At 64.6% G+C, this 25,847-nt stretch carries 23 protein-coding genes; 19 read left to right on the top strand and 4 right to left on the bottom strand.

Going from position 1 to position 25,847, the window contains the following annotated elements; translation table 11 throughout:
• The first annotated feature begins 4 nt into the window (after positions 1-4).
• The 11 genes from nuoC to nuoN all read left to right on the top strand — a co-directional run bounded on the left by nuoC (position 5) and on the right by nuoN (position 13,782).
• A complete protein-coding gene (gene nuoC, locus RTH46_RS05665; RefSeq protein ID WP_153786842.1) occupies positions 5-1,786 on the top strand; it encodes an NADH-quinone oxidoreductase subunit C/D in 1,782 nt (593 codons plus the stop codon).
• Positions 1,787-1,788: 2 nt separating this feature from the next.
• A complete protein-coding gene (gene nuoE, locus RTH46_RS05660; protein WP_316905194.1) occupies positions 1,789-2,286 on the top strand; it encodes an NADH-quinone oxidoreductase subunit NuoE in 498 nt (165 codons plus the stop codon).
• Positions 2,283-3,644, top strand: coding sequence for an NADH-quinone oxidoreductase subunit NuoF (gene nuoF / locus RTH46_RS05655; RefSeq protein ID WP_125859387.1), 1,362 nt, complete (start codon positions 2,283-2,285; stop codon positions 3,642-3,644). The genes nuoE and nuoF overlap by 4 nt, the downstream gene beginning before the upstream one ends.
• A 133-nt stretch (positions 3,645-3,777) precedes the next feature.
• Positions 3,778-6,492: an NADH-quinone oxidoreductase subunit NuoG gene (nuoG, locus tag RTH46_RS05650; protein ID WP_153786843.1), complete on the top strand. Its 2,715-nt coding sequence runs from the start codon at positions 3,778-3,780 to the stop codon at positions 6,490-6,492.
• Positions 6,489-7,496 (top strand): NADH-quinone oxidoreductase subunit NuoH, encoded by a 1,008-nt coding sequence (gene nuoH, locus RTH46_RS05645; protein ID WP_110993938.1) that lies wholly within the window; start codon positions 6,489-6,491, stop codon positions 7,494-7,496. Before nuoG ends, nuoH begins: the two co-directional genes overlap by 4 nt.
• Before the next feature lie 11 nt (positions 7,497-7,507).
• Positions 7,508-8,056, top strand: a complete 549-nt coding sequence (gene nuoI, locus RTH46_RS05640; protein WP_011534620.1) for an NADH-quinone oxidoreductase subunit NuoI — start codon at positions 7,508-7,510, stop codon at positions 8,054-8,056.
• A gap of 10 nt (positions 8,057-8,066) precedes the next feature.
• Positions 8,067-8,567, top strand: a complete 501-nt coding sequence (gene nuoJ / locus RTH46_RS05635; RefSeq protein WP_110993939.1) for an NADH-quinone oxidoreductase subunit J — start codon at positions 8,067-8,069, stop codon at positions 8,565-8,567.
• Between the two features lie 3 nt (positions 8,568-8,570).
• The gene (gene nuoK, locus RTH46_RS05630; protein ID WP_008096201.1) at positions 8,571-8,879 is read left to right on the top strand and encodes an NADH-quinone oxidoreductase subunit NuoK; all 309 of its coding nucleotides are present in this window, start codon (positions 8,571-8,573) and stop codon (positions 8,877-8,879) included.
• Positions 8,876-10,729, top strand: a complete 1,854-nt coding sequence (nuoL, locus tag RTH46_RS05625) for an NADH-quinone oxidoreductase subunit L (RefSeq protein WP_110993940.1) — start codon at positions 8,876-8,878, stop codon at positions 10,727-10,729. Before nuoK ends, nuoL begins: the two co-directional genes overlap by 4 nt.
• Before the next feature lie 43 nt (positions 10,730-10,772).
• On the top strand, positions 10,773-12,305 hold the full coding sequence (gene nuoM / locus RTH46_RS05620; RefSeq protein WP_110993941.1) for an NADH-quinone oxidoreductase subunit M: 1,533 nt from the start codon (positions 10,773-10,775) through the stop codon (positions 12,303-12,305).
• Positions 12,306-12,312: 7 nt separating this feature from the next.
• Positions 12,313-13,782: an NADH-quinone oxidoreductase subunit NuoN gene (gene nuoN / locus RTH46_RS05615; protein ID WP_110993942.1), complete on the top strand. Its 1,470-nt coding sequence runs from the start codon at positions 12,313-12,315 to the stop codon at positions 13,780-13,782.
• A 50-nt stretch (positions 13,783-13,832) separates the two neighbouring features.
• Here the strand turns inward: nuoN and RTH46_RS05610 are convergent, their stop codons facing one another.
• A complete protein-coding gene (locus RTH46_RS05610) occupies positions 13,833-14,102 on the bottom strand; it encodes an ogr/Delta-like zinc finger family protein (RefSeq protein WP_153786844.1) in 270 nt (89 codons plus the stop codon).
• A 200-nt stretch (positions 14,103-14,302) separates the two neighbouring features.
• Here RTH46_RS05610 and RTH46_RS05605 point away from each other — a divergent pair, with 200 nt between their 5' ends.
• Complete coding sequence (locus RTH46_RS05605) at positions 14,303-14,683, top strand: helix-turn-helix domain-containing protein (RefSeq protein WP_316905193.1); 381 nt, start codon at positions 14,303-14,305, stop codon at positions 14,681-14,683.
• On the opposite strand, the gene RTH46_RS05600 is transcribed toward RTH46_RS05605, so the two are convergent.
• Both RTH46_RS05600 and RTH46_RS05595 read right to left on the bottom strand, forming a co-directional pair.
• Entirely contained in the window at positions 14,680-15,042 is a 363-nt protein-coding gene (locus RTH46_RS05600; protein ID WP_153786846.1) for a hypothetical protein, read from the bottom strand. The genes RTH46_RS05605 and RTH46_RS05600 overlap by 4 nt on opposite strands.
• A 14-nt stretch (positions 15,043-15,056) precedes the next feature.
• A complete protein-coding gene (locus RTH46_RS05595; RefSeq protein WP_153786847.1) occupies positions 15,057-15,302 on the bottom strand; it encodes a response regulator transcription factor in 246 nt (81 codons plus the stop codon).
• 218 nt (positions 15,303-15,520) lie between these two features.
• Here RTH46_RS05595 and RTH46_RS05590 point away from each other — a divergent pair, with 218 nt between their 5' ends.
• The 4 genes from RTH46_RS05590 to RTH46_RS05575 all read left to right on the top strand — a co-directional run bounded on the left by RTH46_RS05590 (position 15,521) and on the right by RTH46_RS05575 (position 20,408).
• Positions 15,521-17,587 carry a TonB-dependent receptor family protein gene (locus RTH46_RS05590; protein ID WP_316905192.1) on the top strand — a complete coding sequence of 689 codons (2,067 nt, stop codon included), beginning with the start codon at positions 15,521-15,523 and terminating at the stop codon, positions 17,585-17,587.
• A 417-nt stretch (positions 17,588-18,004) separates the two neighbouring features.
• Positions 18,005-18,151 (top strand): hypothetical protein, encoded by a 147-nt coding sequence (locus tag RTH46_RS05585; RefSeq protein ID WP_153786849.1) that lies wholly within the window; start codon positions 18,005-18,007, stop codon positions 18,149-18,151.
• A 50-nt stretch (positions 18,152-18,201) separates the two neighbouring features.
• On the top strand, positions 18,202-19,197 hold the full coding sequence (locus RTH46_RS05580) for a class I SAM-dependent methyltransferase (protein WP_316905191.1): 996 nt from the start codon (positions 18,202-18,204) through the stop codon (positions 19,195-19,197).
• The gene (locus RTH46_RS05575) at positions 19,194-20,408 is read left to right on the top strand and encodes a YcaO-like family protein (RefSeq protein WP_316905190.1); all 1,215 of its coding nucleotides are present in this window, start codon (positions 19,194-19,196) and stop codon (positions 20,406-20,408) included. The genes RTH46_RS05580 and RTH46_RS05575 overlap by 4 nt, the downstream gene beginning before the upstream one ends.
• Before the next feature lies 1 nt (position 20,409).
• Here RTH46_RS05575 and RTH46_RS05570 read toward each other — a convergent pair whose 3' ends face one another.
• A complete protein-coding gene (locus RTH46_RS05570; RefSeq protein WP_153786852.1) occupies positions 20,410-21,471 on the bottom strand; it encodes an AI-2E family transporter in 1,062 nt (353 codons plus the stop codon).
• Positions 21,472-21,596: 125 nt separating this feature from the next.
• Here RTH46_RS05570 and yegQ point away from each other — a divergent pair, with 125 nt between their 5' ends.
• The 3 genes from yegQ to RTH46_RS05555 all read left to right on the top strand — a co-directional run bounded on the left by yegQ (position 21,597) and on the right by RTH46_RS05555 (position 25,833).
• A complete protein-coding gene (yegQ, locus tag RTH46_RS05565) occupies positions 21,597-22,931 on the top strand; it encodes a tRNA 5-hydroxyuridine modification protein YegQ (protein ID WP_316905189.1) in 1,335 nt (444 codons plus the stop codon).
• A gap of 165 nt (positions 22,932-23,096) precedes the next feature.
• Positions 23,097-24,920, top strand: coding sequence for a copper resistance system multicopper oxidase (locus tag RTH46_RS05560; protein WP_316905188.1), 1,824 nt, complete (start codon positions 23,097-23,099; stop codon positions 24,918-24,920).
• Entirely contained in the window at positions 24,913-25,833 is a 921-nt protein-coding gene (locus RTH46_RS05555) for a copper resistance protein B (protein WP_316905187.1), read from the top strand. The genes RTH46_RS05560 and RTH46_RS05555 overlap by 8 nt, the downstream gene beginning before the upstream one ends.
• Positions 25,834-25,847 lie beyond the last annotated feature (14 nt).

The following is a 25,847-nucleotide window of genomic DNA, read 5'->3' as shown; positions in this document are numbered from 1 at the left end:
GACCATGACAGCGGACAACGCTATTTATATTCCGCCTTACAAGGCTGACGACCAGGATGTGGTCGTCGAACTGCACAACCGATTCGGCGCCGACGCTTTCGTCGCCCAGGAAACCCGCACCGGCATGCCGGTACTGTGGGTCAAGCGTGCCCAGCTCAAAGAAGTCCTGACTTTCCTGCGCAACGTCGCCAAGCCGTACAGCATGCTGTACGACCTGCACGGCGTGGACGAGCGCCTGCGCACCCAGCGCCGCGGCCTGCCGGCTGCCGACTTCAGCGTGTTCTACCACCTGCTGTCGATCGAACGTAACAGCGACGTGATGATCAAGGTGTCGCTGAGCGAAGGCGACCTCAACCTGCCCACCGTCACCGGTATCTGGCCGAACGCCAACTGGTACGAGCGTGAGGTGTGGGACATGTTCGGCATCGACTTTGCCGGCCACCCGCACCTGACCCGCATCATGATGCCGCCGACCTGGGAAGGTCACCCGCTGCGCAAGGACTTCCCGGCCCGTGCCACCGAGTTCGACCCCTACAGCCTGACGCTCGCCAAGCAGCAGCTTGAAGAAGAGTCGGCGCGCTTCAACCCCGAAGCCTGGGGCATGAAGCGTTCGGGCGCCAACGAGGACTACATGTTCCTCAACCTGGGCCCGAACCACCCGTCCGCCCACGGTGCCTTCCGTATCGTCCTGCAGCTGGACGGCGAAGAGATCGTCGACTGCGTCCCGGACATCGGCTACCACCACCGTGGCGCCGAGAAGATGGCCGAGCGTCAGTCCTGGCACAGCTTCATCCCCTACACCGACCGTATCGACTACCTCGGCGGGGTGATGAACAACCTGCCGTACGTGATGGCGGTAGAGAAGCTGGCCGGCATCCAGGTGCCGCAGAAAGTCGACGTGATTCGCATCATGCTCGCCGAGTTCTTCCGCATCACCAGCCACCTGCTGTTCCTGGGTACCTACATCCAGGACGTCGGCGCCATGACCCCGGTGTTCTTCACCTTCACCGACCGCCAGCGCGCCTACACCGTGATCGAGGCGATCACCGGTTTCCGCCTGCACCCGGCCTGGTACCGCATCGGTGGCGTCGCCCACGACCTGCCGCGCGGCTGGGACAAGCTGGTCAAGGACTTCGTCGAATGGCTGCCCAAGCGCCTGGACGAATACACCAAGGCTGCCCTGCAGAACAGCATCCTCAAAGGCCGTACCATCGGCGTCGCCGCCTACAACACCAAAGAGGCCCTGGAATGGGGCACCACCGGTGCCGGCCTGCGTGCCACCGGTTGCGACTTCGACCTGCGTAAAGCCCGCCCCTACTCCGGCTACGAGAACTTCGAGTTCGAAGTACCGCTGGCCCACAACGGCGATGCCTACGATCGCTGCATGGTCCGCGTCGAGGAGATGCGCCAGAGTATCCGCATCATCGACCAGTGCATGCGCAACATGCCGGAAGGCCCGTACAAGGCGGATCACCCGCTGACCACGCCGCCGCCGAAAGAGCGCACCCTGCAGCACATCGAGACCCTGATCACCCACTTCCTGCAAGTCTCGTGGGGCCCGGTCATGCCGGCCAACGAGTCGTTCCAGATGATCGAGGCGACCAAGGGCATCAACAGTTACTACCTGACGAGCGATGGCGGCACCATGAGCTACCGCACCCGGATCCGTACCCCGAGCTACCCGCACCTGCAGCAGATCCCTTCGGTGATCAAAGGCAGCATGGTCGCGGACCTGATCGCGTACCTGGGCAGTATCGACTTCGTTATGGCTGACGTGGACCGCTAAGCATGAACAGCACGCTTATCCAAACCGACCGTTTCGCCCTGAGCGAAACCGAGCGCTCGGCCATCGAGCACGAGATGCACCACTACGAGGACCCGCGCGCGGCGTCCATCGAAGCCCTCAAGATCGTGCAGAAAGAGCGCGGCTGGGTGCCGGACGGCGCCATCTACGCCATCGGCGAAGTGCTGGGCATCCCCGCCAGCGACGTCGAGGGTGTGGCCACCTTCTACAGCCAGATCTTCCGCCAGCCGGTAGGCCGCCACATCATCCGTGTGTGCGACAGCATGGTCTGCTACATCGGCGGCCACGAGTCGGTGGTCAGCCAGATCCAGAGCGAGCTGGGCATCGGCCTCGGCCAGACCACCGCCGACGGCCGCTTCACCCTGCTGCCGGTGTGCTGCCTGGGCAACTGCGACAAGGCCCCGGCGCTGATGATCGACGACGACACCTTTGGCGACGTGCAACCTGCCGGCGTCTCCAAGCTGCTGGAGCGTTACGTATGACCATCACTTCCTTCGGCCCGGCCAACCGCATTGCGCGCAGCGCCGAAACCCACCCGCTGACCTGGCGCCTGCGTGACGACGGCGAGCCGGTGTGGCTTGCCGAGTACGAGTCCAAGAACGGCTATGCCGCCGCGCGCAAGGCGCTGGCCGACATGTCCGCCGACGATATCGTGCAGAGCGTCAAGGACTCCGGCCTCAAGGGCCGTGGCGGCGCTGGCTTCCCCACTGGCGTGAAGTGGGGCCTGATGCCCAAAGACGAATCCATGAACATCCGCTACCTGCTGTGCAACGCGGATGAAATGGAGCCCAACACCTGGAAGGACCGCATGCTGATGGAGCAACAGCCCCATCTGCTGGTCGAAGGCATGCTGATCAGCGCCCGCGCGCTGAAGGCCTACCGCGGCTACATCTTCCTGCGTGGCGAATACACCACCGCGGCGAAGAACCTCAACCGCGCCATCGACGAAGCCAAGGCCGCAGGCCTTTTGGGCAAGAACATCCTCGGTTCGGGCTTCGACTTCGAGCTGTTCGTGCACACCGGTGCCGGGCGCTACATCTGCGGTGAAGAAACCGCACTGATCAACTCGCTCGAAGGCCGCCGCGCCAACCCGCGCTCCAAGCCGCCCTTCCCTGCCGCCGTTGGCGTGTGGGGCAAGCCTACCTGCGTGAACAACGTCGAGACCCTGTGCAACGTGCCGGCCATCGTCGCCAACGGCAACGACTGGTACAAGTCGCTGGCCCGCGAAGGCAGCGAAGACCACGGCACCAAGCTGATGGGCTTCTCCGGCAAGGTGAAGAACCCTGGCCTGTGGGAGCTGCCGTTCGGCGTGACCGCCCGCGAGCTGTTCGAAGACTACGCCGGTGGCATGCGCGACGGCTTCAAACTCAAGTGCTGGCAGCCAGGCGGCGCCGGTACCGGCTTCCTGCTGCCCGAGCACCTCGATGCGCAGATGTACGCCGGTGGCATCGCCAAGGTCGGCACCCGCATGGGTACGGGCCTTGCCATGGCGGTGGACGACAGCGTCAACATGGTGTCGCTGCTGCGCAACATGGAAGAGTTCTTCGCCCGCGAATCGTGCGGCTGGTGCACCCCGTGCCGTGACGGCCTGCCGTGGAGCGTGAAGATGCTGCGCGCCCTGGAGAAAGGCCAGGGCCGCGCCGAAGACATCGAGACCCTGCTGGGTCTGGTCAACTTCCTCGGCCCAGGCCGTACCTTCTGTGCTCACGCACCGGGTGCCGTCGAGCCATTGGGCAGTGCCATCAAATACTTCCGCTCGGAGTTCGAGGCCGGTGTGGCGCCAGAAAGCGCTGGCACCCTGCGCCCGAACCTGGCGAAGCCGATCGTGGTCGGCGCATAACAAGATGAAACAGCGGATGGTCCGTGCCATCCGCCAGCCCGCTGGCCGGCCCGAACGACTCGTGGCTGGCCGCAGGCTCACCGATTTCCATTAGCCACGCCCGCTCACGCGGGCCAACGAAGAACTTTGAACAATGGCCACTATCCACGTAGACGGCAAAGCGCTCGAAGTCAACGGTGCGGACAACCTGTTACAGGCGTGTCTGTCACTCGGCCTCGACATCCCCTATTTCTGCTGGCACCCGGCGCTCGGTAGCGTCGGCGCCTGCCGGCAGTGCGCGGTCAAGCAGTACACCGACGAGAACGACACCCGTGGTCGTATCGTCATGTCCTGCATGACCCCGGCCTCCGACGGCACCTGGATCTCCATCGAAGACGAAGAGTCCAAGGCGTTCCGCGCCAGCGTCGTCGAATGGCTGATGACCAACCACCCGCACGACTGCCCGGTGTGCGAGGAAGGCGGTCACTGCCACCTGCAGGACATGACGGTAATGACCGGCCACAACGAGCGCCGCTACCGTTTCACCAAGCGTACCCACCAGAACCAGGACCTCGGCCCGTTCATCGCCCACGAGATGAACCGCTGCATCGCCTGCTACCGCTGCGTGCGCTACTACAAGGACTACGCCGGCGGCACCGACCTGGGCGTATACGGCGCCCACGACAACGTGTACTTCGGTCGCGTTGAAGACGGCGTGCTGGAAAGCGAGTTCTCCGGCAACCTCACCGAGGTCTGCCCGACCGGTGTGTTCACCGACAAGACCCACTCCGAGCGCTACAACCGCAAGTGGGACATGCAGTTCGCCCCGAGCATCTGCCATGGCTGCTCCAGCGGTTGCAACATCAGCCCGGGTGAGCGCTACGGCGAACTGCGCCGCATCGAGAACCGCTTCAACGGCTCGGTGAACCAGTACTTCCTGTGCGACCGTGGCCGCTTCGGCTATGGCTATGTCAACCGCAAGGACCGTCCACGCCAGCCGTTCCTCGCCGATGGCAGCAAGCTGAGCCTGGACGCCGCCCTGGACAAGGCCGCCGACCTGCTGCGCGGCCGCACCATCGTCGGTATCGGCTCGCCACGCGCCAGCCTCGAAAGCAACTACGGCCTGCGCGAGCTGGTCGGCGCCGAGTACTTCTACTCGGGTATGGAAGCCGGTGAACTGGCCCGTGTGCGCCTGGCGCTGAACGTGCTGAACAACAGCCCGCTGCCGGTGCCGACCCTGCGCGACATCGAAGACCACGACGCCGTGTTCGTGCTCGGCGAAGACCTCACCCAGACCGCCGCCCGTGTCGCCCTGGCCGTACGCCAGGCCACCAAGGGCAAGGCCGAAGCCATGGCCGACGCCATGCGCGTACAGCCTTGGCTGGACGCTGCGGTGAAGAACATCGGCCAGCACGCGCTGTACCCGCTGTTCATCGCCTCGCTGGCTGAAACCAAGCTGGACGACGTGGCCGAAGAGTGTGTACACGCCGCTCCCGCCGACCTCGCCCGCATCGGTTTCGCCGTGGCCCACGCCATCGACCCGAGCGCCCCTGCCGTCGAAGGCCTGGACAGCGAAGCCAAGGCCCTGGCCCAGCGCATCGCCGACGCCCTGGTCGCTGCCCAGCGCCCACTGGTGGTTGCCGGTACCTCGCTGGCCGACCCTGCGCTGATCGAAGCCGCCGCCAACATCGCCAAGGCCCTCAAGCTGCGCGAGAAGAACGGCTCGCTGAGCCTGGTCGTTCCTGAGGCCAACAGCCTCGGCATGGCGATGATGGGCGGTGAGTCCATCGACGCTGCACTGGACGCCGTGATCAGCGGCAAGGCCGACGCCATCGTGGTGCTGGAAAACGACCTGTACGCCCGCGTACCGGCCGCCAAGGTCGACGCCGCCCTGGCCGCAGCCAAGGTGGTGATCGTCGCCGACCACTCCAAGACCCCGACCCTGGACCGCGCCCACCTGGTGCTGCCAGCTGCCTCGTTCGCCGAAGGCGACGGCACCCTGGTCAGCCAGGAAGGCCGTGCCCAGCGCTTCTTCCAGGTGTTCGACCCGCAGTACCTGGACAGCAGCATCCAGATCCACGAAGGCTGGCGCTGGATGCACGCCCTGCGTGCCACCCTGCTCAACAAGCCGGTGGACTGGACCCAGCTGGACCACGTCACCAGCGCCTGCGCCGAAGCCGCCCCGCAACTGGCCGGCATCGTCAACGCAGCGCCAAGCGCCGCGTTCCGCATCAAGGGCATGAAGCTGGCCCGTGAGCCGCTGCGCTACTCGGGCCGTACCGCCATGCGCGCCAACATCAGCGTGCACGAGCCGCGTACCCCGCAGGACAAGGACACCGCGTTCGCCTTCTCCATGGAAGGCTACTCGGGTTCGGCCGAACCGCGTCAGCAGGTGCCGTTCGCCTGGTCGCCGGGCTGGAACTCGCCGCAAGCCTGGAACAAGTTCCAGGACGAAGTCGGCGGCCACCTGCGTGCCGGTGACCCGGGCGTGCGCCTGATCGAATCCCAAGGCGACCGCCTGAGCTGGTTCACCGCCATCCCTGGCGCGTTCAACCCGGCCCGTGGCACCTGGACCGCCGTGCCGTTCTTCCACCTGTTCGGCAGCGAAGAGAGCTCCTCGCGCGCCGCCCCGGTGCAGGAGCGCATCCCGGCCGCCTACGTCGGCCTGGCCAAGTCCGAAGCCGACCGCCTGGGCGTCAACGACGGCGCGATGCTGAGCCTGAACGTGGCCGGTGTGTCGCTGCGCCTGCCGCTGCGTATCAATGAAGAGCTGGGCGCTGGCCTGGTTGCGTTGCCCAAAGGCCTGGCCGGCATTCCGCCCGCCATCTTCGGTGCATCCGTCGAAGGCCTGCAGGAGGCAGCACAATGAGCTGGTTCACCCCCGAAGTGATCGACGTGATCATTCAGGTCGTCAAGGCCATCGTGGTGCTGCTGGCCGTGGTGGTCTGCGGCGCCCTGCTCAGCTTCGTCGAGCGTCGCCTGCTGGGCTGGTGGCAGGACCGTTACGGTCCGAACCGCGTCGGCCCGTTCGGCATGTTCCAGATCGCTGCCGACATGCTGAAGATGTTCTTCAAGGAAGACTGGAACCCGCCCTTCGTCGACAAGATGATCTTCACCCTGGCGCCGGTCGTGGCCATGAGCGCCCTGCTGATCGGCTTCTCGATCATCCCGATCACCCCGGGCTGGGGCGTGGCCGACCTGAACATCGGCCTGCTGTTCTTCTTCGCCATGGCTGGCCTTTCGGTCTACGCGGTGCTGTTCGCCGGCTGGTCGTCGAACAACAAGTACGCCCTGCTGGGCAGCTTGCGTGCTTCGGCGCAGACCGTGTCGTACGAGGTGTTCCTGGGCCTGGCGCTGATGGGCGTGGTGGTGCAGGTGGGCTCGTTCAACATGCGCGACATCGTTGAATACCAGGCCCAGAACCTGTGGTTCATCATTCCGCAGTTCTTCGGCTTCTGCACCTTCTTCATCGCTGGCGTCGCCGTGACTCACCGTCACCCGTTCGACCAGCCGGAAGCGGAACAGGAACTGGCCGACGGCTACCACATCGAATACGCCGGCATGAAATGGGGCATGTTCTTCGTTGGTGAATACATCGGCATCATCCTGATCTCGGCGCTGCTGGTCACCCTGTTCTTCGGTGGCTGGCACGGTCCGTTCGACCTGCTGCCGCAGCTGCCGTTCTTCTGGTTCGCCCTGAAGACCGCGTTCTTCATCATGCTGTTCATCCTGCTGCGCGCCTCTATCCCGCGCCCACGCTATGACCAGGTGATGGACTTCAGCTGGAAGTTCTGCCTGCCGCTGACCCTGATCAATTTGCTGGTGACCGCTGCGATCGTGCTCTACAACACGCCAGCCGTCGCGGCCCAGTGAGGATTTGACCCATGTTCAAGTATATCGGCGACATCGTTAAGGGCACCGGCACTCAGCTGCGCAGCCTGGTGATGGTGTTCTCCCACGGGTTCCGCAAGCGCGACACCCTGCAGTACCCCGAAGAACCCGTGTACCTGCCGCCGCGCTACCGCGGCCGCATCGTCCTCACCCGCGACCCCGACGGCGAGGAGCGCTGCGTGGCGTGCAACCTCTGCGCGGTGGCCTGCCCGGTCGGCTGCATCTCGCTGCAGAAGGCCGAGACCGAGGACGGTCGTTGGTACCCCGAGTTCTTCCGCATCAACTTCTCGCGTTGCATCTTCTGCGGCCTGTGTGAAGAAGCGTGCCCGACCACCGCGATCCAGCTCACCCCGGATTTCGAAATGGCCGAGTTCAAGCGTCAGGACCTGGTGTACGAGAAAGAAGATCTGCTGATCTCCGGCCCCGGCAAGAACCCTGACTACAACTTCTACCGTGTTGCCGGTATGGCCATCGCTGGCAAGCCGAAAGGCTCTGCGCAGAACGAAGCCGAGCCGATCAACGTGAAGAGCTTGCTCCCATAAGGACAGAAAGATGGAATTCGCTTTCTACTTCGCATCCGGTGTCGCCGTTGTCTCCACGCTTCGCGTGGTGACCGGCACCAACCCGGTGCACGCCCTGCTCTACCTGATCATCTCGCTGATTTCCGTGGCGATGATCTTCTTCTCCCTCGGTGCGCCGTTTGCCGGCGCCCTGGAAGTGATCGCCTACGCCGGTGCCATCATGGTGCTGTTCGTGTTCGTGGTGATGATGCTCAACCTCGGGCCGGCCTCGGTCGCCCAGGAACGCGGCTGGCTCAAGCCCGGCATCTGGGCGGGGCCGGTGATCCTCGCCGCCCTGCTGCTGCTGGAGCTGCTGTACGTGCTGTTCGTCAGCCCGTCGGGCGCCGCCATCAGCGGTACCACCGTCAGCGCCAAAGAAGTCGGCATCAGCCTGTTCGGGCCGTACCTGCTGGTGGTCGAACTGGCCTCGATGCTGCTGCTCGCGGCAGCCGTCACCGCCTTCCACCTGGGCCGCAACGAGGCGAAGGAGTAAATCATGGGTGCTATCCCTCTCGAGCATGGTCTGGCGGTCGCCGGCATCCTGTTCTGCTTAGGTCTGGTTGGCCTGATGGTCCGCCGCAACATCCTCTTCGTGCTCATGAGCCTGGAAGTCATGATGAACGCCTCTGCCCTGGCGTTCATCGTCGCCGGTGCCCGTTGGGTCCAGCCCGACGGCCAGGTGATGTTCATTCTGGTGATCAGCCTGGCAGCCGCCGAGGCCAGCATTGGCCTGGCGATCCTGCTGCAGCTGTATCGCCGCTTCCACACTCTCGACATCGATGCTGCCAGTGAGATGCGCGGATGAACCTTATCTTCCTGACGTTCGTATTCCCCCTGATCGGCTTCTTGCTGCTGTCGTTCTCCCGTGGACGGTTCTCGGAGAACCTGTCCGCGCTGATCGGCGTCGGCTCGGTCGGTCTGTCGGCGGCCACCGCTGCCTACGTGATCTGGCAGTTCAACGTCGCCCCGCCTGAGGGCGGTGCGTACAGCCAGCTGCTGTGGCAGTGGATGTCGGTGGACGGCTTCGCGCCGAACTTCACCCTGTACGTGGATGGCCTGTCGGTCACCATGCTGGGCGTGGTCACCGGCGTCGGCTTCCTGATCCACCTGTTCGCCTCCTGGTACATGCGTGGCGAAGCCGGTTACTCGCGCTTCTTCTCGTACACCAACCTGTTCATCGCCAGCATGCTGTTCCTGGTGCTGGGCGATAACCTGCTGTTCATCTACTTCGGCTGGGAAGGCGTGGGCCTGTGCTCGTACCTGTTGATCGGTTTCTACTACAGCAACCGCAACAACGGTAACGCGGCGCTCAAGGCATTCATCGTCACCCGCATCGGCGACGTGTTCATGGCCATCGGCCTGTTCATCCTGTTCGCCCAGCTGGGCACGCTGAACGTGCAGGAACTGCTGGTGCTGGCACCGCAGAAGTTCCAGGCCGGTGACACCTGGATGGTCCTGGCCACCCTGATGCTGCTGGGCGGCGCGGTCGGTAAATCGGCCCAGCTGCCGCTGCAGACCTGGCTGGCCGACGCGATGGCGGGCCCGACCCCGGTTTCGGCACTGATCCACGCCGCAACCATGGTGACCGCGGGCGTGTACCTGATCGCCCGTACCAACGGCCTGTTCCTGCTGGCGCCGGACGTGCTGCACCTGGTAGGTGTTGTCGGTGGCGTGACCCTGGTACTGGCCGGCTTCGCCGCGCTGGTGCAGACCGACATCAAGCGTATCCTCGCCTACTCGACCATGAGCCAGATCGGCTACATGTTCCTGGCCCTGGGCGTTGGCGCGTGGGATGCGGCGATCTTCCACCTGATGACCCACGCCTTCTTCAAGGCCCTGCTGTTCCTTGCCTCCGGTGCGGTGATCGTTGCCTGCCACCACGAGCAGGACATCTTCAAGATGGGCGGTCTGTGGAAGAAACTGCCGCTGGCCTATGCCAGCTTCGTGGTCGGTGGCGCTGCACTGGCCGCCCTGCCGATCCTGACCGTGGGCTTCTACTCCAAGGACGAGATCCTCTGGGAAGCCTTCGCCAGCGGCAACACCGGCCTGCTGTACGCCGGCCTGGTCGGCGCGTTCATGACCTCGCTGTACACCTTCCGCCTGATCTTCATCGCCTTCCACGGCGAAGCCAAGACCGAAGCCCACGCCGGCCACGGCATCAGCCACTGGCTGCCGCTGGGTGTGCTGATCGTGCTGTCGACCTTCATCGGCGCCTGGATCCACCCGCCACTGGCAGGCGTGCTGCCTGAGAGCGCCGGCCACGCCGGTGGCGAAGCCAAGCACTCGCTGGAGATCGCCTCGGGCGCCATCGCCATCGCCGGTATCCTGCTGTCGGCCCTGCTGTTCCTGGGCAAGCGCCGCTTCGTCAGCAGCATCGCCAACAGTGGTATCGGTCGCGTCCTGTCGGCCTGGTGGTTCGCCGCCTGGGGCTTCGACTGGATCTACGACAAGCTGTTCGTCAAACCTTACCTGCTGATCTGCCACATCCTGCGCAAGGACCCGGTGGACCGCAGCATCGGCCTGATCCCACGGATGGCTCGCGGCGGCAACGTCGCCATGAGCAAGACCGAGACCGGCCAGCTGCGTTGGTACACCGCCTCGATCGCCGTCGGCGCCGTGCTGGTGCTGGGCGCCGTGGTAGTGGCTGCGGTATGACTATGAAGAACCTTGCGACTTTGCCAAAGGAAACCAACCCGTCATGATTTTGCCTTGGCTGATCCTGATCCCCTTCATCGGCGGCCTCCTGTGCTGGCTGGGTGAGCGCTTCGGCGCCACCCTGCCCCGCTGGATCGCGCTGCTGACCATGTCCCTGCTGCTCGGCATCGGCCTGTGGCTGTGGGCTAACGGCGACTACACCCTGGCCCCGGCGCCGGGCGCCGAACCGCATTGGGCCCTCGAATACAAGTTCGAGTGGATCAAGCGCTTCGGCATCAGCGTGCACCTGGCCCTGGACGGCCTGTCGCTGCTGATGATCCTGCTGACCGGCCTGCTCGGCGTGCTGTCGGTACTGTGCTCGTGGAAAGAGATCCAGCGCCACGTCGGCTTCTTCCACCTCAACCTGATGTGGATCCTCGGCGGCGTGGTCGGTGTGTTCCTGGCCCTGGACCTGTTCCTGTTCTTCTTCTTCTGGGAAATGATGCTGGTGCCGATGTACTTCCTCATCGCGCTCTGGGGTCACAGTTCGTCGGACGGCAAGAAGACCCGGATCTACGCGGCGACCAAGTTCTTCATCTTCACCCAGGCCAGCGGCCTGATCATGCTGGTGGCGATCCTTGGCCTGGTGCTGGTCAACTACAACACCACCGGTGTGCTGACCTTCAACTACAGCGACCTGCTCAAGGCCGAACTGCCGGCTGGCGTGGAATACGTACTGATGCTGGGCTTCTTCATCGCCTTCGCGGTGAAACTGCCGGTGGTGCCGTTCCACTCCTGGCTGCCTGACGCTCACGCCCAGGCACCGACCGCAGGTTCCGTGGACCTGGCGGGCATCCTGCTGAAGACCGCGGCCTACGGCCTGCTGCGCTTCGCCCTGCCGCTGTTCCCGAACGCCTCGGCCGAGTTTGCGCCGATCGCCATGACCCTGGGCCTGATCGGTATCTTCTACGGTGCCTTCCTGGCCTTCGCGCAAACCGACATCAAGCGCCTGATCGCCTTCTCCAGCGTCTCGCACATGGGCTTCGTGCTGATCGGCATCTACTCCGGCAGCCAGCAGGCCCTGCAAGGCGCGGTGATCCAGATGCTGGCCCACGGCCTGTCGGCCGCCGCGCTGTTCATCCTGTCCGGCCAGCTGTACGAGCGCCTGCATACCCGTGACATGCGCCAGATGGGTGGCCTGTGGCACCGCATCGCCTACCTGCCGGCCATCAGCCTGTTCTTCGCCGCAGCGTCGCTGGGCCTGCCAGGCACCGGCAACTTCGTCGGTGAGTTCCTGATCCTGATCGGCAGCTTCGCCCACGTACCGTGGATCACCGTGATTGCCACCACCGGCCTTGTGTTCGGTTCGGTCTACTCGTTGATCATGATCCACCGCGCCTACTTCGGCCCGGCCAAGGCCGACACCGTGCTGGCCGGCATGGACACCCGCGAGATGGTCATGGTGCTGGGCCTGGCTGGCCTGCTGATCCTGCTGGGCGTGTATCCGCAGCCGTTCCTCGACACCTCTGCCGCCACCATGAGCGGTGTGCAGCAGTGGCTCGGTTCCGCTTTCACTCAACTCGCTTCGGCCCGGTAAGAGCGCTATGGAATTCACCACTCAACACTTCATCGCATTGGCGCCGATGCTGATCACCACCATCACCACGGTGGTGGTGATGCTGGCGATCGCCTGGAAGCGCAACCACTCGCAGACCTTCCTGCTGTCCACCGTGGGCCTGAACCTGGCCCTGCTGTCGATCCTGCCGGCACTCAAGGTTGCACCGCTGGCGGTCACCTCGCTGGTCACCATCGACAAGTTCGCCTGCCTGTACATGGCCATCGTGCTGGTGGCGACGCTGGCCTGCGTGACCCTCGCCCACGCTTATCTGGGCGAAGGTTCCAAGGGCTTCCCGGGCAACCGTGAAGAGCTCTACCTGCTGCTGCTGATGTCGGCACTGGGCGGCCTGGTGCTGGTCAGCGCCAACCACCTGGCCGGCCTGTTCATCGGCCTGGAGCTGCTGTCGGTGCCGGTCTACGGCCTGGTGGCGTATGCGTTCTTCAACAAGCGCTCGCTGGAAGCCGGCATCAAGTACATGGTGCTGTCGGCCGCCGGTTCCGCCTTCCTGCTGTTCGGCATGGCCCTGCTGTATGCCGACGCCGGCAGCCTGACCTTCGACCAGCTGGGCAAGGCCCTGGCCGCCACCAGCATGCCAAGCCTGCTGGCGCAGCTGGGCCTGGGCATGATGCTGGTCGGCCTGGCATTCAAGCTGTCGCTGGTGCCGTTCCATCTGTGGACCCCGGATGTGTACGAGGGCGCCCCGGCGCCGGTGGCCGCGTTCCTGGCCACTGCCAGCAAGGTCGCGGTGTTCGCCGTGGTCGTGCGCCTGTTCATGCTCTCCCCTGCCGCCAGCAGCGGCGTGCTGAGCACCGTACTGGCGGTCATCGCCGTGGCCTCGATCCTGATCGGCAACCTGCTGGCGCTGACCCAGAGCAACCTCAAGCGCCTGCTCGGTTACTCGTCCATCGCCCACTTCGGCTACCTGGTCATCGCCCTGGTCGCCAGCAAGGGCCTGGCCATGGAAGCCATGGGTGTGTACCTGGTCACCTACGTGATCACCAGCCTCGGCGCCTTCGGCGTGATCACCCTGATGTCCTCGCCTTACGCCGGCCGTGACGCCGACGCCCTGTACGAGTACCGCGGCCTGTTCTGGCGCCGTCCGTACCTGACCGCGGTGCTGACCGTGATGATGCTGTCGCTGGCCGGTATCCCGCTGACTGCTGGCTTCATCGGCAAGTTCTACATCATCGCCACCGGTGTCGAGTCGCAGCTCTGGTGGCTGGTCGGCGCCCTGGTGCTGGGCAGTGCCATCGGCGTCTACTACTACCTGCGCGTCATGGTCACCCTGTACCTGGTCGAGCCGAACCTGCGTCGCCACGACGCCCCGCTGAAGTGGGAACAGCGCACCGGCGGCGTGATGCTGCTGGCCATCGCCATCCTCGCCTTCGTGCTGGGTGTGTACCCACAGCCACTGCTGGAAATGGTGCAACAGGCTGGCCTGCAGCTGATCGGCTGATCAGCTTCAAGCGTCAAAACACACCCCGCTCATGCGGGGTGTTTTTTTATCTAATCCCTGACATCGTTGTCGTACCGATTTTCCTCGGGCAGCGCCGCACTACGCAGCTCGCCATTGGCCGATGGCAGATTGACTTCCGGGTTGGGCATGCCGCTGGGAGACAGTTCGTGGGTCATCTCGAACTCGGCGCGTACCGCCCAGCTGCACGCCTCGGTGATGCACTGCAGGTAGGCAACACGCAGAAAGATATGCCGCCCTACGCTGGTACGTACACGCATCCGCCCCTGGCAATGGGGACAAACCAGCTTGTAGGTACTCACGGCAAGTACCTGCGAGCACGGCTCAGGCAGGCAGGAAGCGGGAATAATCGTTCTGCGCTATCAGTATTGTCTGCATCAAGCGGTGTATTCTTCAGCCAGGTATTGCTCATTGTAGAAATGCTCCTTGTCACTCGGGGTTGTATTTGTAGCGAGTAGTTTAAGCCCATGGAATATGACCAAACCAGTCATGGATATTTGTTATGAGTACTAAAGCCCTTGCTGCGGTCCTGGCTCGCTTGAAGCATCTGACCGGTGCAGAGACTGACGCTGAGCTTTCAAGGTCTCTGTCGGTGAGCCCGCAGACGCTCAGCAGCTGGAAGGTACGCGACAGCATTCCGTATTCATTATGCGTAGAAATGGCACAGCAGCATGCCTGTTCGCTGGACTGGCTCCTTCTTGGGCAAGCGAACGACGAACAGGCACACGACTGGGAGCGCGATGCACTCCATCGACTGCGCATGCTCCCACTCGACGACCGCCAGGCGGTCCTGCTGTTCATCCAGGAAAAACAGCGGATCCAGCAACTGGAGCAGCAAGTCAGTGACCTGACCGCCCGCCTGCTCGAGCCCTCTTCGGGCTAACGCCTGCTCCGCCAGCGCTCGACAAGCTCGCGCAAGTCCAGGGTATCGAGCCAATCCATGACCTTCAGGCTGATGGGGATCACCACCACAGCCGCCACGAACGCCGCCATACCTCGCGACAGCATGGGTGCCAGCGACAGCACCAACGGTTCGAACACCTGCCCTACGCCGACAGTCACGAACACCAGCAGGAGCTTCTTACGCCGAGCCAGCCGCGAAGATGAACGGGGGATCGACCGATTGCCCGTCACACTGACCAGCAACGCCGCCAACAGTGCCGAGAACAGCACGTGGCCATCGTGTACCATCCACTCCAGCAACGCACCGCCCAGCTCCTCCATGTACGAACGCTCATCCATGATCGGGACCCTCGCTAGTGGGCCAGCATGCCGTAGCGGATCGCCTTGATCACGGCCGCCACACGGGTGGAAACATCGAACTTGCGCAGGATGTTGGAAATGTGGAAATTCACCGTCGACTCCTTGCACGCCAGGATCTGCCCGATTTCCCAGGAACTCTTGCCATAGGCGCACCAGAGCAGCACTTGCCGCTCGCGGGGCGTGAGGTACACGGGGTCTGTCGCCGGCGTTTTTACGCCCTGTTGGGTTTCTGCGTTCATCTTTGAACTCCACGGGTGATTGAGGGAGGCGTCGAAGCCATTGCAATCAACTTACGAAGGCACAGCCGCGAATCGCTACCCGCACCGGTTGTAAAGAAGCTTCTTACAAATCCGTCTGACGAAAGCCGCAGAGCGATTAGCAAATTTCTTCGTGCTCCGAGAGGCATTTCGCTCGTCTCACCGCCGCTATCCATTCGCCTTTCGCCCGGAGTCGTACAATGCGTTGCGTTTTGCCTTTCTCGTCATGCATCAGCCTGCTGGTTGCTTTCAGTGCCACCCAGCCTGCGCTGGCTGCACCTGCGGTCGAGCTCGGCGAGGTGTTGATCAACGACGAGGGGCAGACCGAACAGCAAGCCGCCGCCCAACGCCTGCGCGAGATCCCCGGCGCCAGCAACCTGGTGGACATGGACAAGGTGGGTCAGGGCCGGGTGGCCACCAATCAGGACGTGCTCGCCTACCAGCCCGGGGTGTTCGCCCAGTCGGCGGGCAACGATGGCATCAAGCTGTCGATCCGTGGCTCGGGCATCAACCGTGCGCCGGGTGCCCACGGCTCGGGCGTGTACACGATGCTCGACGGCCTGCCGCTCACCGGCCCCGGCGGTACGCCCTACGAACTGTTCGAGCCGCTGTGGCTGAGCCGCGCCGAAGTGCTGCGCGGCGCCAACGGCTTCGACCAAGGCGCCCTCGCGCTGGGCGGGGCGATCAACTACGTCACCCATACCGGCTACGATGCCGCGCCTTTGCAGGTGCGCTACGAGGTCGGCAGCCGTGGCTACCAGCACCGGCATGTCAGCAGCGGCCAGGTGTTGGGCAACCTCGACTATTACGTGGCCCTGACCGATTCGGAATACGACGGTTACCAGGCGCACAGCAGTGGCAGCGCCAAGGGCATCGCCGCCAACCTCGGCTACCGCTTCAACCCGAACCTGGAAACACGCTTCTACCTGCGCTACCGCGAAACCGAGAACGAGCTTGCCGGGCGCCTGACCAAGGACCAGATCAAGCACGACCCGCGCGCTGCCAACGCCGCCTACCTGGCCCGCGACGACAGCCGCCCGCAGCCGGGCAGCACCTGGGTGGGCAATAAGACCACCTTCTTCCTCGACGACGATTCGCGCCTGGAGGCCGGGCTGGTCTATCACGACTTCCCCATGGACCTGCGCGAAGGCCCGATGCGCCTGAAGGTTGCCTACACCGATGTCAGCGGCACCCTGAACTACTTGCGTCGCGACACCTTGTTCGGCCACGAGAGCAAGACAACGGTCGGCTGGCGCACCACCAAGCACCTGCCCAACAGCGGTGCCTCGCAGTTCGCCCGCAGCGGCGGCGACAACTTCGGCGCCCGCAGCCGCGACTTCAGCTACCAGGGTTCGGACACCGTGCTGCATGTGGGCAACGACCTCGAGCTGATCCCCGACTTGTGGCTGACCACCGGGCTGGCCGCGATCTACACCCGTCGCGAGAGCGACGTGAGCTACCCCGCCACGGGCGGCAAGGTCAGCCAGCACGACTGGGACTACGCGCCGCGTGTGGGCCTGCGCTACGACATCCGCCCGGACCTGCAGGTATACGGCAACCTCAGCCGTTCGGTGGAGCCGCCGCACCCGTGGTCGCTGGTCTGGAGCTCGACATCGGCGACCCAGCCGATCGAAATGCAGAACCAGACCGCCACCACCCTGGAACTGGGCGCACGCGGCGATTCGGCATTGGGCCGTTGGGACCTGGCCTGGTACTACTCGCAGGTTCGCCATGAACTGCTGGCCGTGGAGATCGTGCAAGGGGCGCTGCCCAAGGAATTCAACGCCAGCCCCACGGTGCACCAGGGCGTCGAAGCCGGCCTGGACAGCACGCTATGGGAGCAGCCCGGCACTGGCAGACTGAGCCTGCGCCAGGCCTACACCTTCAGCGACTTTCACTACCGCGACGACGACAAGTTCGGCGACAACCGCCTGCCCGGCATCCCCATGCATTACTACCAGGCCGAACTGCGCTACGACTGGCCGGCGGGTTTTTACGTCGGCGTGAATACGCAGATGGCCTCCAAGGTGCAGGTGGACTACGCCAACAGCTACCCCGCCGACGCCTACGCCCTGCTCGGCGCGCGGCTGGGCTGGGATTCGCCGAAACGTGACTGGCAGACCTGGCTGGACCTGCGCAACCTGACCGACAAGCGCTATGCGGCGACGGTGACGCCGGGGTATGACGATGGCGGCAAGGATGTCGCCCGTTCGACGCCGGGGGAAGGCTTCGCCGCTTATCTGGGCGTTTCTTACAGTTTCCGTTAGGCCAACGGCCGGCACTGAATACGCGTCTTGATGGAGTTACTTCACCAAGGCGCGGCGCAACGCCCATCGAGCAAGGTTTGACTTACAGGCCTGGGTAAACAACGCCGGCACGCTTGAGGCTATTCCCGCTTCGGCACTGAACAGAACCTACAAGCCTGCGCCATCACGCCCTGTTACCCACAATTATTTCATCTGCAATTGCAGCCTCGGCAGATACAAACGCCACGCAGGCCAAGGCCTTTTCCCATCGCGCGCTGCCGGTTTTACGCCCTCATGCGTTCCCCTACCCCATCCGTATTCCTTACTGGCACCAAGGCAGAGGGAAACAACTCCCATTTAAACAGGCAGTGGTGATTCGCAAGAATTCCAACGGCAACGAAATGGTCGTTGCACCACTACTTGTACGGAGAATCAAAGATGGGCATCTACATGGGTTACAGCTTCAACTCCCAGCACGAAGAGCCGTCCGAGGCCATCACCCAGGCACCCACCCAAGTGCAGCCTCAGCAGATCGATGCGCAGCACCTGGCTGAGCACGAGAAGCAGCAACTGAACGACGAGTAACGTGTTTGCGCAAGGTGGGCCAACAGGCCACCTTGCGCCTGGGAGCCCCCATGCCATCAGCCACCGAAAGGCCCATCAACCGCGAATTGTTCGAGGCACAGGCCAGATACCTGGCCTGTGTACTTGCCTTGCCCGTCACGGAGCAAGTCGGCATCACATCGAGCGCCTGGATAAGCGAGCCAGTTGGCCCCGGGCTCAACAACCTGTTTCTGCTGCGGGTCGACGGTATCGAGTATCTGGGGCGCCGGGTACCGGGCGCCAACGGCGAGTTGGATAGCCGCCTGACACCCGACATGCTGCTGGGCACACTACTGCAGGCACGCTGGGACGAGCAGGGCTGGCACTGCCGCTACCAGCCGCTGACCGACAGCCAATGCAAGGCGCTGTTCCGGCGAGCACTGACGTCTTCGGGCCATAGGGTCCATTTCCCGTTTCCGGAACTGGACACACAATGCCGGGAGCAGGTCGCGCCCCCCAGCTTCTGGGATGCCCCGCAAAGCCTGGCCAATCGTCTGGACCGCCAGGAACAGCACTTTCGCGACACCAGCATCGCCCTGCTCACGCACGGCTTGCGCCCCGGCGCAATCATTCATGATCCTGCGTGTTCCACCGGTACCTTCATCGCCGCGCTGGCGCGCGCACTGCCAAACAGTCATTGCGTGGGAGCGGACCGTTCAGCGGCGATGATCGACCATGCGACAGCCAACCATCGGTTGCCGAACCTGAGTTTCGAGATCGCCGACGCCCATGCGCCGGTCATGCCAGCGAGCAGTTGCGACGTGCTGATCCTGCGTTTCCTGAACGCCGAGATGATGACGCGCGCTTGCGCCCTCGCGCTGTTCGAGCAACTCACCGACCTGATCCGTCCCGGCGGCATGGCTCTGGTGTTCGGCCAATCGAGCGTGTTGTTCGACGTCGAGCTGCAGGCGCGCAGGCTTGGCCTGCAAGTCGCCAGCAGCCTGGCCGCGGTCCCCGGCTCCTTGCAGTTGTTCCAGTTCTACCAACTGCTCCGCCCTATGCCCCTACTGGAGCAGAAGCCCTCATGAACAGACCCGCCGAACGCGAATACAGCCTGGACGTGGCCAAGGTACGCGTCGAAGAGCAACTGGCATTGCTTGGCTTGCGCCTCGAAGAAACCGTTCTGGGCAACGGGCTTGGCTCGGTGCTGATGCGCCTGAGCGAGGGGGCAACCGGCAGGATTGCGCAGGGCAGCGGCAAGGGCAGGCTCGAGGAAGCCCGTGTAGGCGCACGCTTCGAGGCGCTCGAGCACTACCTCGACGAGCACCAGCCACGCCAGTTGCACCTGCGCAGCAGCGCAAGCCTGGCCTGCGAGGCGCACTTGCAAGGCGACTTCCTGCTGCCCTGGCTGAAGGCCCAGCCCGACCGATACCTGGCATGCCAGCGCTACACCGACCTCCACGCCAAGCCGCTGTTCGACTACCCGATCGGCATCACCCGCCCTGATTACGCCGACCAGCCACTGCCAGGTGACGACTTCGACCACCGTGGGCTCAGGCGCTACAGCAGCAACGATGGCGCAGCAATCGGCGCCAGCCGCGACGAGGCTTTGCTGCACGCCCTGAACCAGATCATCGAGCGCGATGCGCTGTCGCTGTTCATGCTGCGCCACTTCTACTACCAGCGCCGCGAACCCGTGCTCCAGGTGCTGCGCCCAGCGGCCAGCTCGGCGCTTTCACGCCTGTGGGGCGAGGCCGAACGCTGCCTGGACAACCCCATTGCCGTGCTGGACATCAGCAACGAGTTCGCCAGCCGCAGCTTCCTGGCCCTGTGCCTTCGCCCGGCCTCGCCCTTGCAGGCCAACGTGGTCGGCTGCGGCGCCTCACTCGACCCCTGGCACGGCATGCAGCGCGCCTTGAGCGAGCTGGTACAGCTGCAACTCAACAGCCGATTGCCACAGGCCAGTCAGCAGTTGCAGCAGGCAGCGGGTGCACTGGCGGCCTGGCCAAGGCTGCAACGCTGCCAGCAGCGCGATATAGCAGCCCTGCTGGATAACAGCCACTACTGCACCTTGCCAGAACCGCTACCGGCACAGACGGTCACCCAGCAACTGCAGGTGCTGGTGGACGACTTCAATCGGCACGGTCATCAGGTGGGCATCTGCGAAGTGTTTCGGGGCGCCCAGGGGATCAGCCTGGTCAACGCCCTGGTGCCAGGGCTGGAGCGCTTCCATCTGGTCTGGAGCGGCAATCTGGTACTGCCTGGCCCGCGTGGTCTGCGCCTGGCAAAAGGCGGTTGATTCATGGCAACTGCACCTGTGGCTTGGTCGAGGCAAAGATCGCCCAGCTGGACACGAACAAGGCCGCGATCAACGGCCCGATCACAAAGCCATTGAGCCCGAATACCGCCAGCCCGCCCAAGGTGGACACCAGCACCAGGTAGTCCGGCATGCGCGTGTCCTTGCCCACCAGGATCGGCCGCAACAGGTTGTCCACCAGGCCGATCACCAGCACCCCGAAAGCGGTCAGCACGATGCCCTGCCAGGTCGCCCCGGTCAGGATGAAATAGGCCGCCACCGGCGCCCAGACGATACCTGCGCCCACCGCCGGCAGCAGCGACAGGAACGCCATCAGCACCGCCCAGATCAGCGCGCTGGGGATATCCAGCACCCAGAAGATGAACCCGCCCAACGCGCCCTGGGTAATCGCCACCAGCAGGTTGCCCTTGACCGTGGCCCGCACCACGCGCTTGAACTTCAGCTGCAAGCGGCGCTTCTGCTGCTCGGGCAGCGGCACGGCCTGGCGTAGCTTGCGCGCCACCTCGGCGCCCTCGCGCAGGAAGAAGTACAAGAGGTAGAGCATGATGCCGAAGCTCACCAGGAACTCGAAGGTGCCCTGCCCAAAGCTGAACGCCTGGCCCGCCAGGAACTGGCTGCCCTGGGTGGCCCACTTGGTGATCTTGTCGCGCAGGCCGTCCAGGTTGCCCATGCCCATGCGGTCCAGGGCATGCTGGGCATAGTTGGGGAGCATGTCCTTGCCGCGTTCGATATAGCCGGCAATGTCCAGTTGGCCGCTCTCCACGCGCTGGTACAGCGCAGCGCCCTCCTGCACCAGCAGCATGCTGATGATGATCACCGGCAGCACCGCGATCAGCAGGCAGACCAGCAGTGCCAGTGACGTCGCCAGGTTGCGCCGCCCGCCCAGGCGCAACAGCAGCCGACGCTGCAATGGCGCGAACAGGATGCCCAGCACCACCGCCCAGAAGATCGCGCCGAAATACGGCAAGAGAATCCAGATGAAGGCAATGGTCACCAGCGCCAGCAGCGCGGTCAGGGCCTTGTTCTGCAACACGGTCTCGTTCATGGGCATTCCTCAGGGGCTCAACACTTTAGTGCGCGCCATAACCGCAAAAGTGCCGTTGACCCAGATCAATACCGGCGCCGCGCCGCCGCCGTAGCATCCGCGCCTTTTGCCCCTGGTGCGCACCCATGACCCCACCCGCCAAGCCCGAACTGCTCGCCCCCGCCGGCACCCTGAAGACCATGCGCTATGCCTTCGCCTATGGCGCCGACGCGGTGTACGCCGGCCAGCCGCGCTACAGCCTGCGGGTGCGCAACAACGAATTCGACCACGCCAACCTCGCGCTCGGCATCCAGGAGGCCCAGGCCCAGGGCAAGCGCTTCTACGTGGTGGTCAACATCGCCCCGCACAATGCCAAGCTCAAGACCTTCCTCAAGGACCTGGCGCCGGTGATCGCCATGGGCCCGGACGCGCTGATCATGTCCGACCCAGGGCTGATCATGCTGGTGCGCCAACACTTCCCGCAGATGGCCATCCACCTCTCGGTGCAGGCCAATACGGTGAACTGGGCCAGCGTGCAGTTCTGGCAGCAGATGGGGCTGACGCGGGTGATCCTGTCGCGGGAGCTGTCGCTGGAAGAGATCGAAGAGATCCGCCAGCAGGTGCCGCAGATGGAGCTGGAAGTGTTCGTCCATGGCGCGTTGTGCATGGCGTACTCCGGGCGCTGCCTGCTGTCGGGCTACCTGAACAAGCGCGATGCCAATCAGGGCTCATGCACCAACGCCTGCCGCTGGAAGTACCAGGCCACCCCGGCCACCGAGAACGCCACCGGCGATATCGTGCGTGAATTCGAACCGACCCTGGGGCTGGGTGCGCCCACCGACCAGGTATTCCTGCTGCAGGAGAGCAACCGCCCGGGCGAAGAGATGCCGGCCTTCGAGGATGAGCACGGCACCTACATCATGAATGCCAAGGACCTGCGCGCCATCCAGCATGTCGAGCGGCTGGCGCAGATGGGGGTGCACTCGCTGAAGATCGAGGGCCGCACCAAGTCGCACTTCTATTGTGCCCGGGCGGTGCAGTCGTACCGCCAGGCCATCGACGACGCGGTGGCCGGAAGGCCGTTCGACCGGGGCCTGATGGGCAACCTCGAGTCCCTCGCCCAGCGCGGCTACACCGAGGGTTTCCTGCGCCGCCACGTGCACGACGAGTACCAGAACTACCAGCGCGGCAATTCGGTGTCCGAGCGCCAGCAGTTCGTTGGCGAGCTGACCGGCGTGCGGGTTGACGGCCTGGCCGAAGTGAAAGTGAAGAACCGCTTCGCCGTGGGCGACCACCTGGAACTGATGACCCCGCGCGGCAACTACCACTTCGACCTGCACCGCCTGCACGACCGCCAGCAGCAGGCGATCGAAGTGGCACCGGGTGATGGCCACGTGGTGTACCTGCCGATCCCCGAGCAGGTGTCGCTGGAGTTCGGCCTGCTGATGCGTGACCTGGACAACGCCGAGGCGCCTGCCTGACAAATCTGTAATGCACGCCTCAGGTGACTGACAGGCGCTGGCGGCGAGGATCGTGGCTCATATTCGGGCTGTTCGCAGCCCATCGCGGGGCAAGCCCGCTCCCACACGCCTGTGGGAGCGGGCTTGCCCCGCGATGGGGGCCACGGCCACCACCGAGACCACGCCATGCCACCTACCCCCACCCGCCGCACCTTCGTCAAGGGCCTGGGCGCCGCCACCGCCCTGGCCGGCCTCGGCCTGTGGCGCCCGCTGGCCCAGGCCGCCGAGGGCCGCCTGCCGCTGCACGACCTCAGCGGCCAGCAGTTCGAGCTGTTCATCGGCCAGACCCCGGTCAACATCACCGGCAAGCCACGCACCGCGCTGACCATCAACGGCAGCCTGCCCGGCCCGCAATTGCGCTGGCGCGAAGGCGACACCGTGACCCTGCGGGTGCGCAACCGCCTGGACCAGGACACCTCGATCCACTGGCACGGCATCATCCTGCCGGCCAACATGGACGGCGTGCCGGGCCTGAGCTTCGCCGGCATCGAACCGGGCGGCGATTACCTGTACCAGTTCACCCTCAAGCAGAGCGGCACCTACTGGTACCACAGCCATTCCGGGCTGCAGGAACAGGCCGGGGTGTACGGTGCCATCGTCATCGAACCGCGCGAACCCGAGCCGCATCAGTACCAGCGCGACCATGTGCTGCTGCTCAGCGACTGGTCGGACCAAGCGCCGCAAGACCTGATGGCGACGCTGAAAAAGCAGTCCGACGCCTTCAACTACGACAAGCGCACGGTCGGCGACTTCATCGACGATGTGGCCGACAAGGGGTTCGCCAACGCGGCAGACAATCGCTGGGCCTGGGCCAAAATGCGCATGAGCCCGACCGACCTGGCCGACATCAGCGCTGCCAGCTACACCTACCTGCTCAACGGCCAGCCGCCGGATGGCAACTTCACCTGCCTGTTCCAGCCCGGCGAAACCGTGCGCCTGCGCCTGATCAACGCCTCGGCGATGACCTACTTCGACTTCCGCATCCCGGGTTTGCAACTGACGGTGATTGCCGCCGACGGCCTGCCGGTCACCCCGGTGACGGTGGACGAGCTGCGTATCGCAGTGGCCGAGACCTACGACGTGCTGGTGACCGTAGGCGACCTGCCGGCCTACACCTTGTTCGCCCAGAGCATGGACCGCACCGGCTACGCCCGCGGCACCCTGGCCCGCGCCGCCGGGCTGCAGGCACCGGTGCCCGCGCCCGATCCGCGCCCGGTGTTGACCATGGATGACATGGGCCATGGCGGGATGGGCGGGATGGACCACTCGAACATGGCCGGGATGGACCACGGCAACATGGCCGGCATGGATCATTCGAACATGGCCACGATGGACCACGGCAACATGGCAGGCATGGATCATTCGAACATGGCCACGATGGACCACGGCAGCATGGCAGGCATGGACCATTCAGCCATGTCGGGCATGCAGCAACACCCTGCCAGCGAAACCGACAACCCGCTGGTGGACATGCAGACCATGGCCCCACGCCCCAACCTTTCAGACCCGGGCCTGGGCCTGCGCGACAACGGCCGCCGGGTGCTGACCTACGCCGACCTGCGCAGCCCCTACCCCGACCCCGACGGCCGCGAACCGTCACGGGACATCGAACTGCACCTGACCGGGCATATGGAGCGCTTCGCCTGGTCGTTCGACGGCATCAAGTTCAGCGACGCCGAACCCTTGCGTCTGAAATACGGCGAGCGGGTGCGCATCACCCTGGTCAACGACACCATGATGACCCACCCCATCCACCTGCACGGCATGTGGAGCGACCTCGAGGATGAACAGGGGCGCTTCCTGGTACGCAAGCACACCCTCGACATGCCGCCGGGCAGCCGACGCAGCTACCGCGTCACCGCCGATGCCCTGGGCCGCTGGGCCTACCACTGCCACCTGCTCTACCACATGGAGACCGGCATGTTCCGCGAGGTACGCGTCGATGAATGAGATGACCAACCGCCGCATTGCCACCGGCGTCGCCCTGTTCGCCCTGCTGGCCAGCGAGCGGGCGCTGGCCGCCGGGATGGAGCACATGAACCACGGCGCCATGCCCATGGACCACGGACAGATGAACCACGGAGCCATGCCCATGGACCACGGCAAGATGGATCATGGCCAGATGAATCACGGCGCGCCCGCCATCACCCAACCCCGTACCCCATTGCCGGTGATCACCGACGCCGACCGCCGCGCCGCCTTCCCGCCGCTGCCCGGTCACCAGGTACACGACCGCGCCATCAACTGGGCAGTGATCGTCGATCAGCTGGAGTACCAGAACTTCGAGAACAGCAGCGCGCTGAACTGGAACGCCACGGCCTGGGTGGGTGGCGACATCGACCGCCTCTGGCTGCGCACCGAGGGCGAGCGTGAACAAGGCAAGACCCACAAAGCCGAGCTGCAGGCCCTTTGGGGGCATGCCATCAGCCCCTGGTGGGAGCTGGTCGGCGGCGTGCGCCAGGACTTCAAGCCCGCCAGCGGCCAGAGCTGGGCGGCCTTCGGCATCCAGGGCACGCCGCTGTATGGCCTGGAACTGGAGGCCACCGCCTACGCTGGCGAGCGACAGCAGACCGCGCTGCGCCTGGAGGCCGGTTACGCTATGCTGCTGACCAATCGCTGGGTCCTCGAACCGACCGTCGAAGCCAACTTCTTCGGGCGCAACGACGCTGGCCGCGAACAGGGCTCGGGGCTGGCCGAAAGCGAAGTGGGCCTGCGCCTGCGCTACGAAATCACCCGCGGCTTTGCACCCTACGTCGGGGTCAGCTTCAACCGCCTGTACGGCAACCGCGCCGATCAGGCCCGGGAGGATGGCGAAGACATTGGCCAGACCCGGCTGGTGGCCGGGGTCCGACTACGTTTCTGAGGCTGAACGCCGGC

The organism is Pseudomonas sp. zfem004, assembly GCF_032621715.1.
GTDB lineage: Bacteria > Pseudomonadota > Gammaproteobacteria > Pseudomonadales > Pseudomonadaceae > Aquipseudomonas > Aquipseudomonas sichuanensis.
Note: the sequence above shows the minus strand (reverse complement) of the source record. Positions and strands in the feature narration are given on the sequence as shown.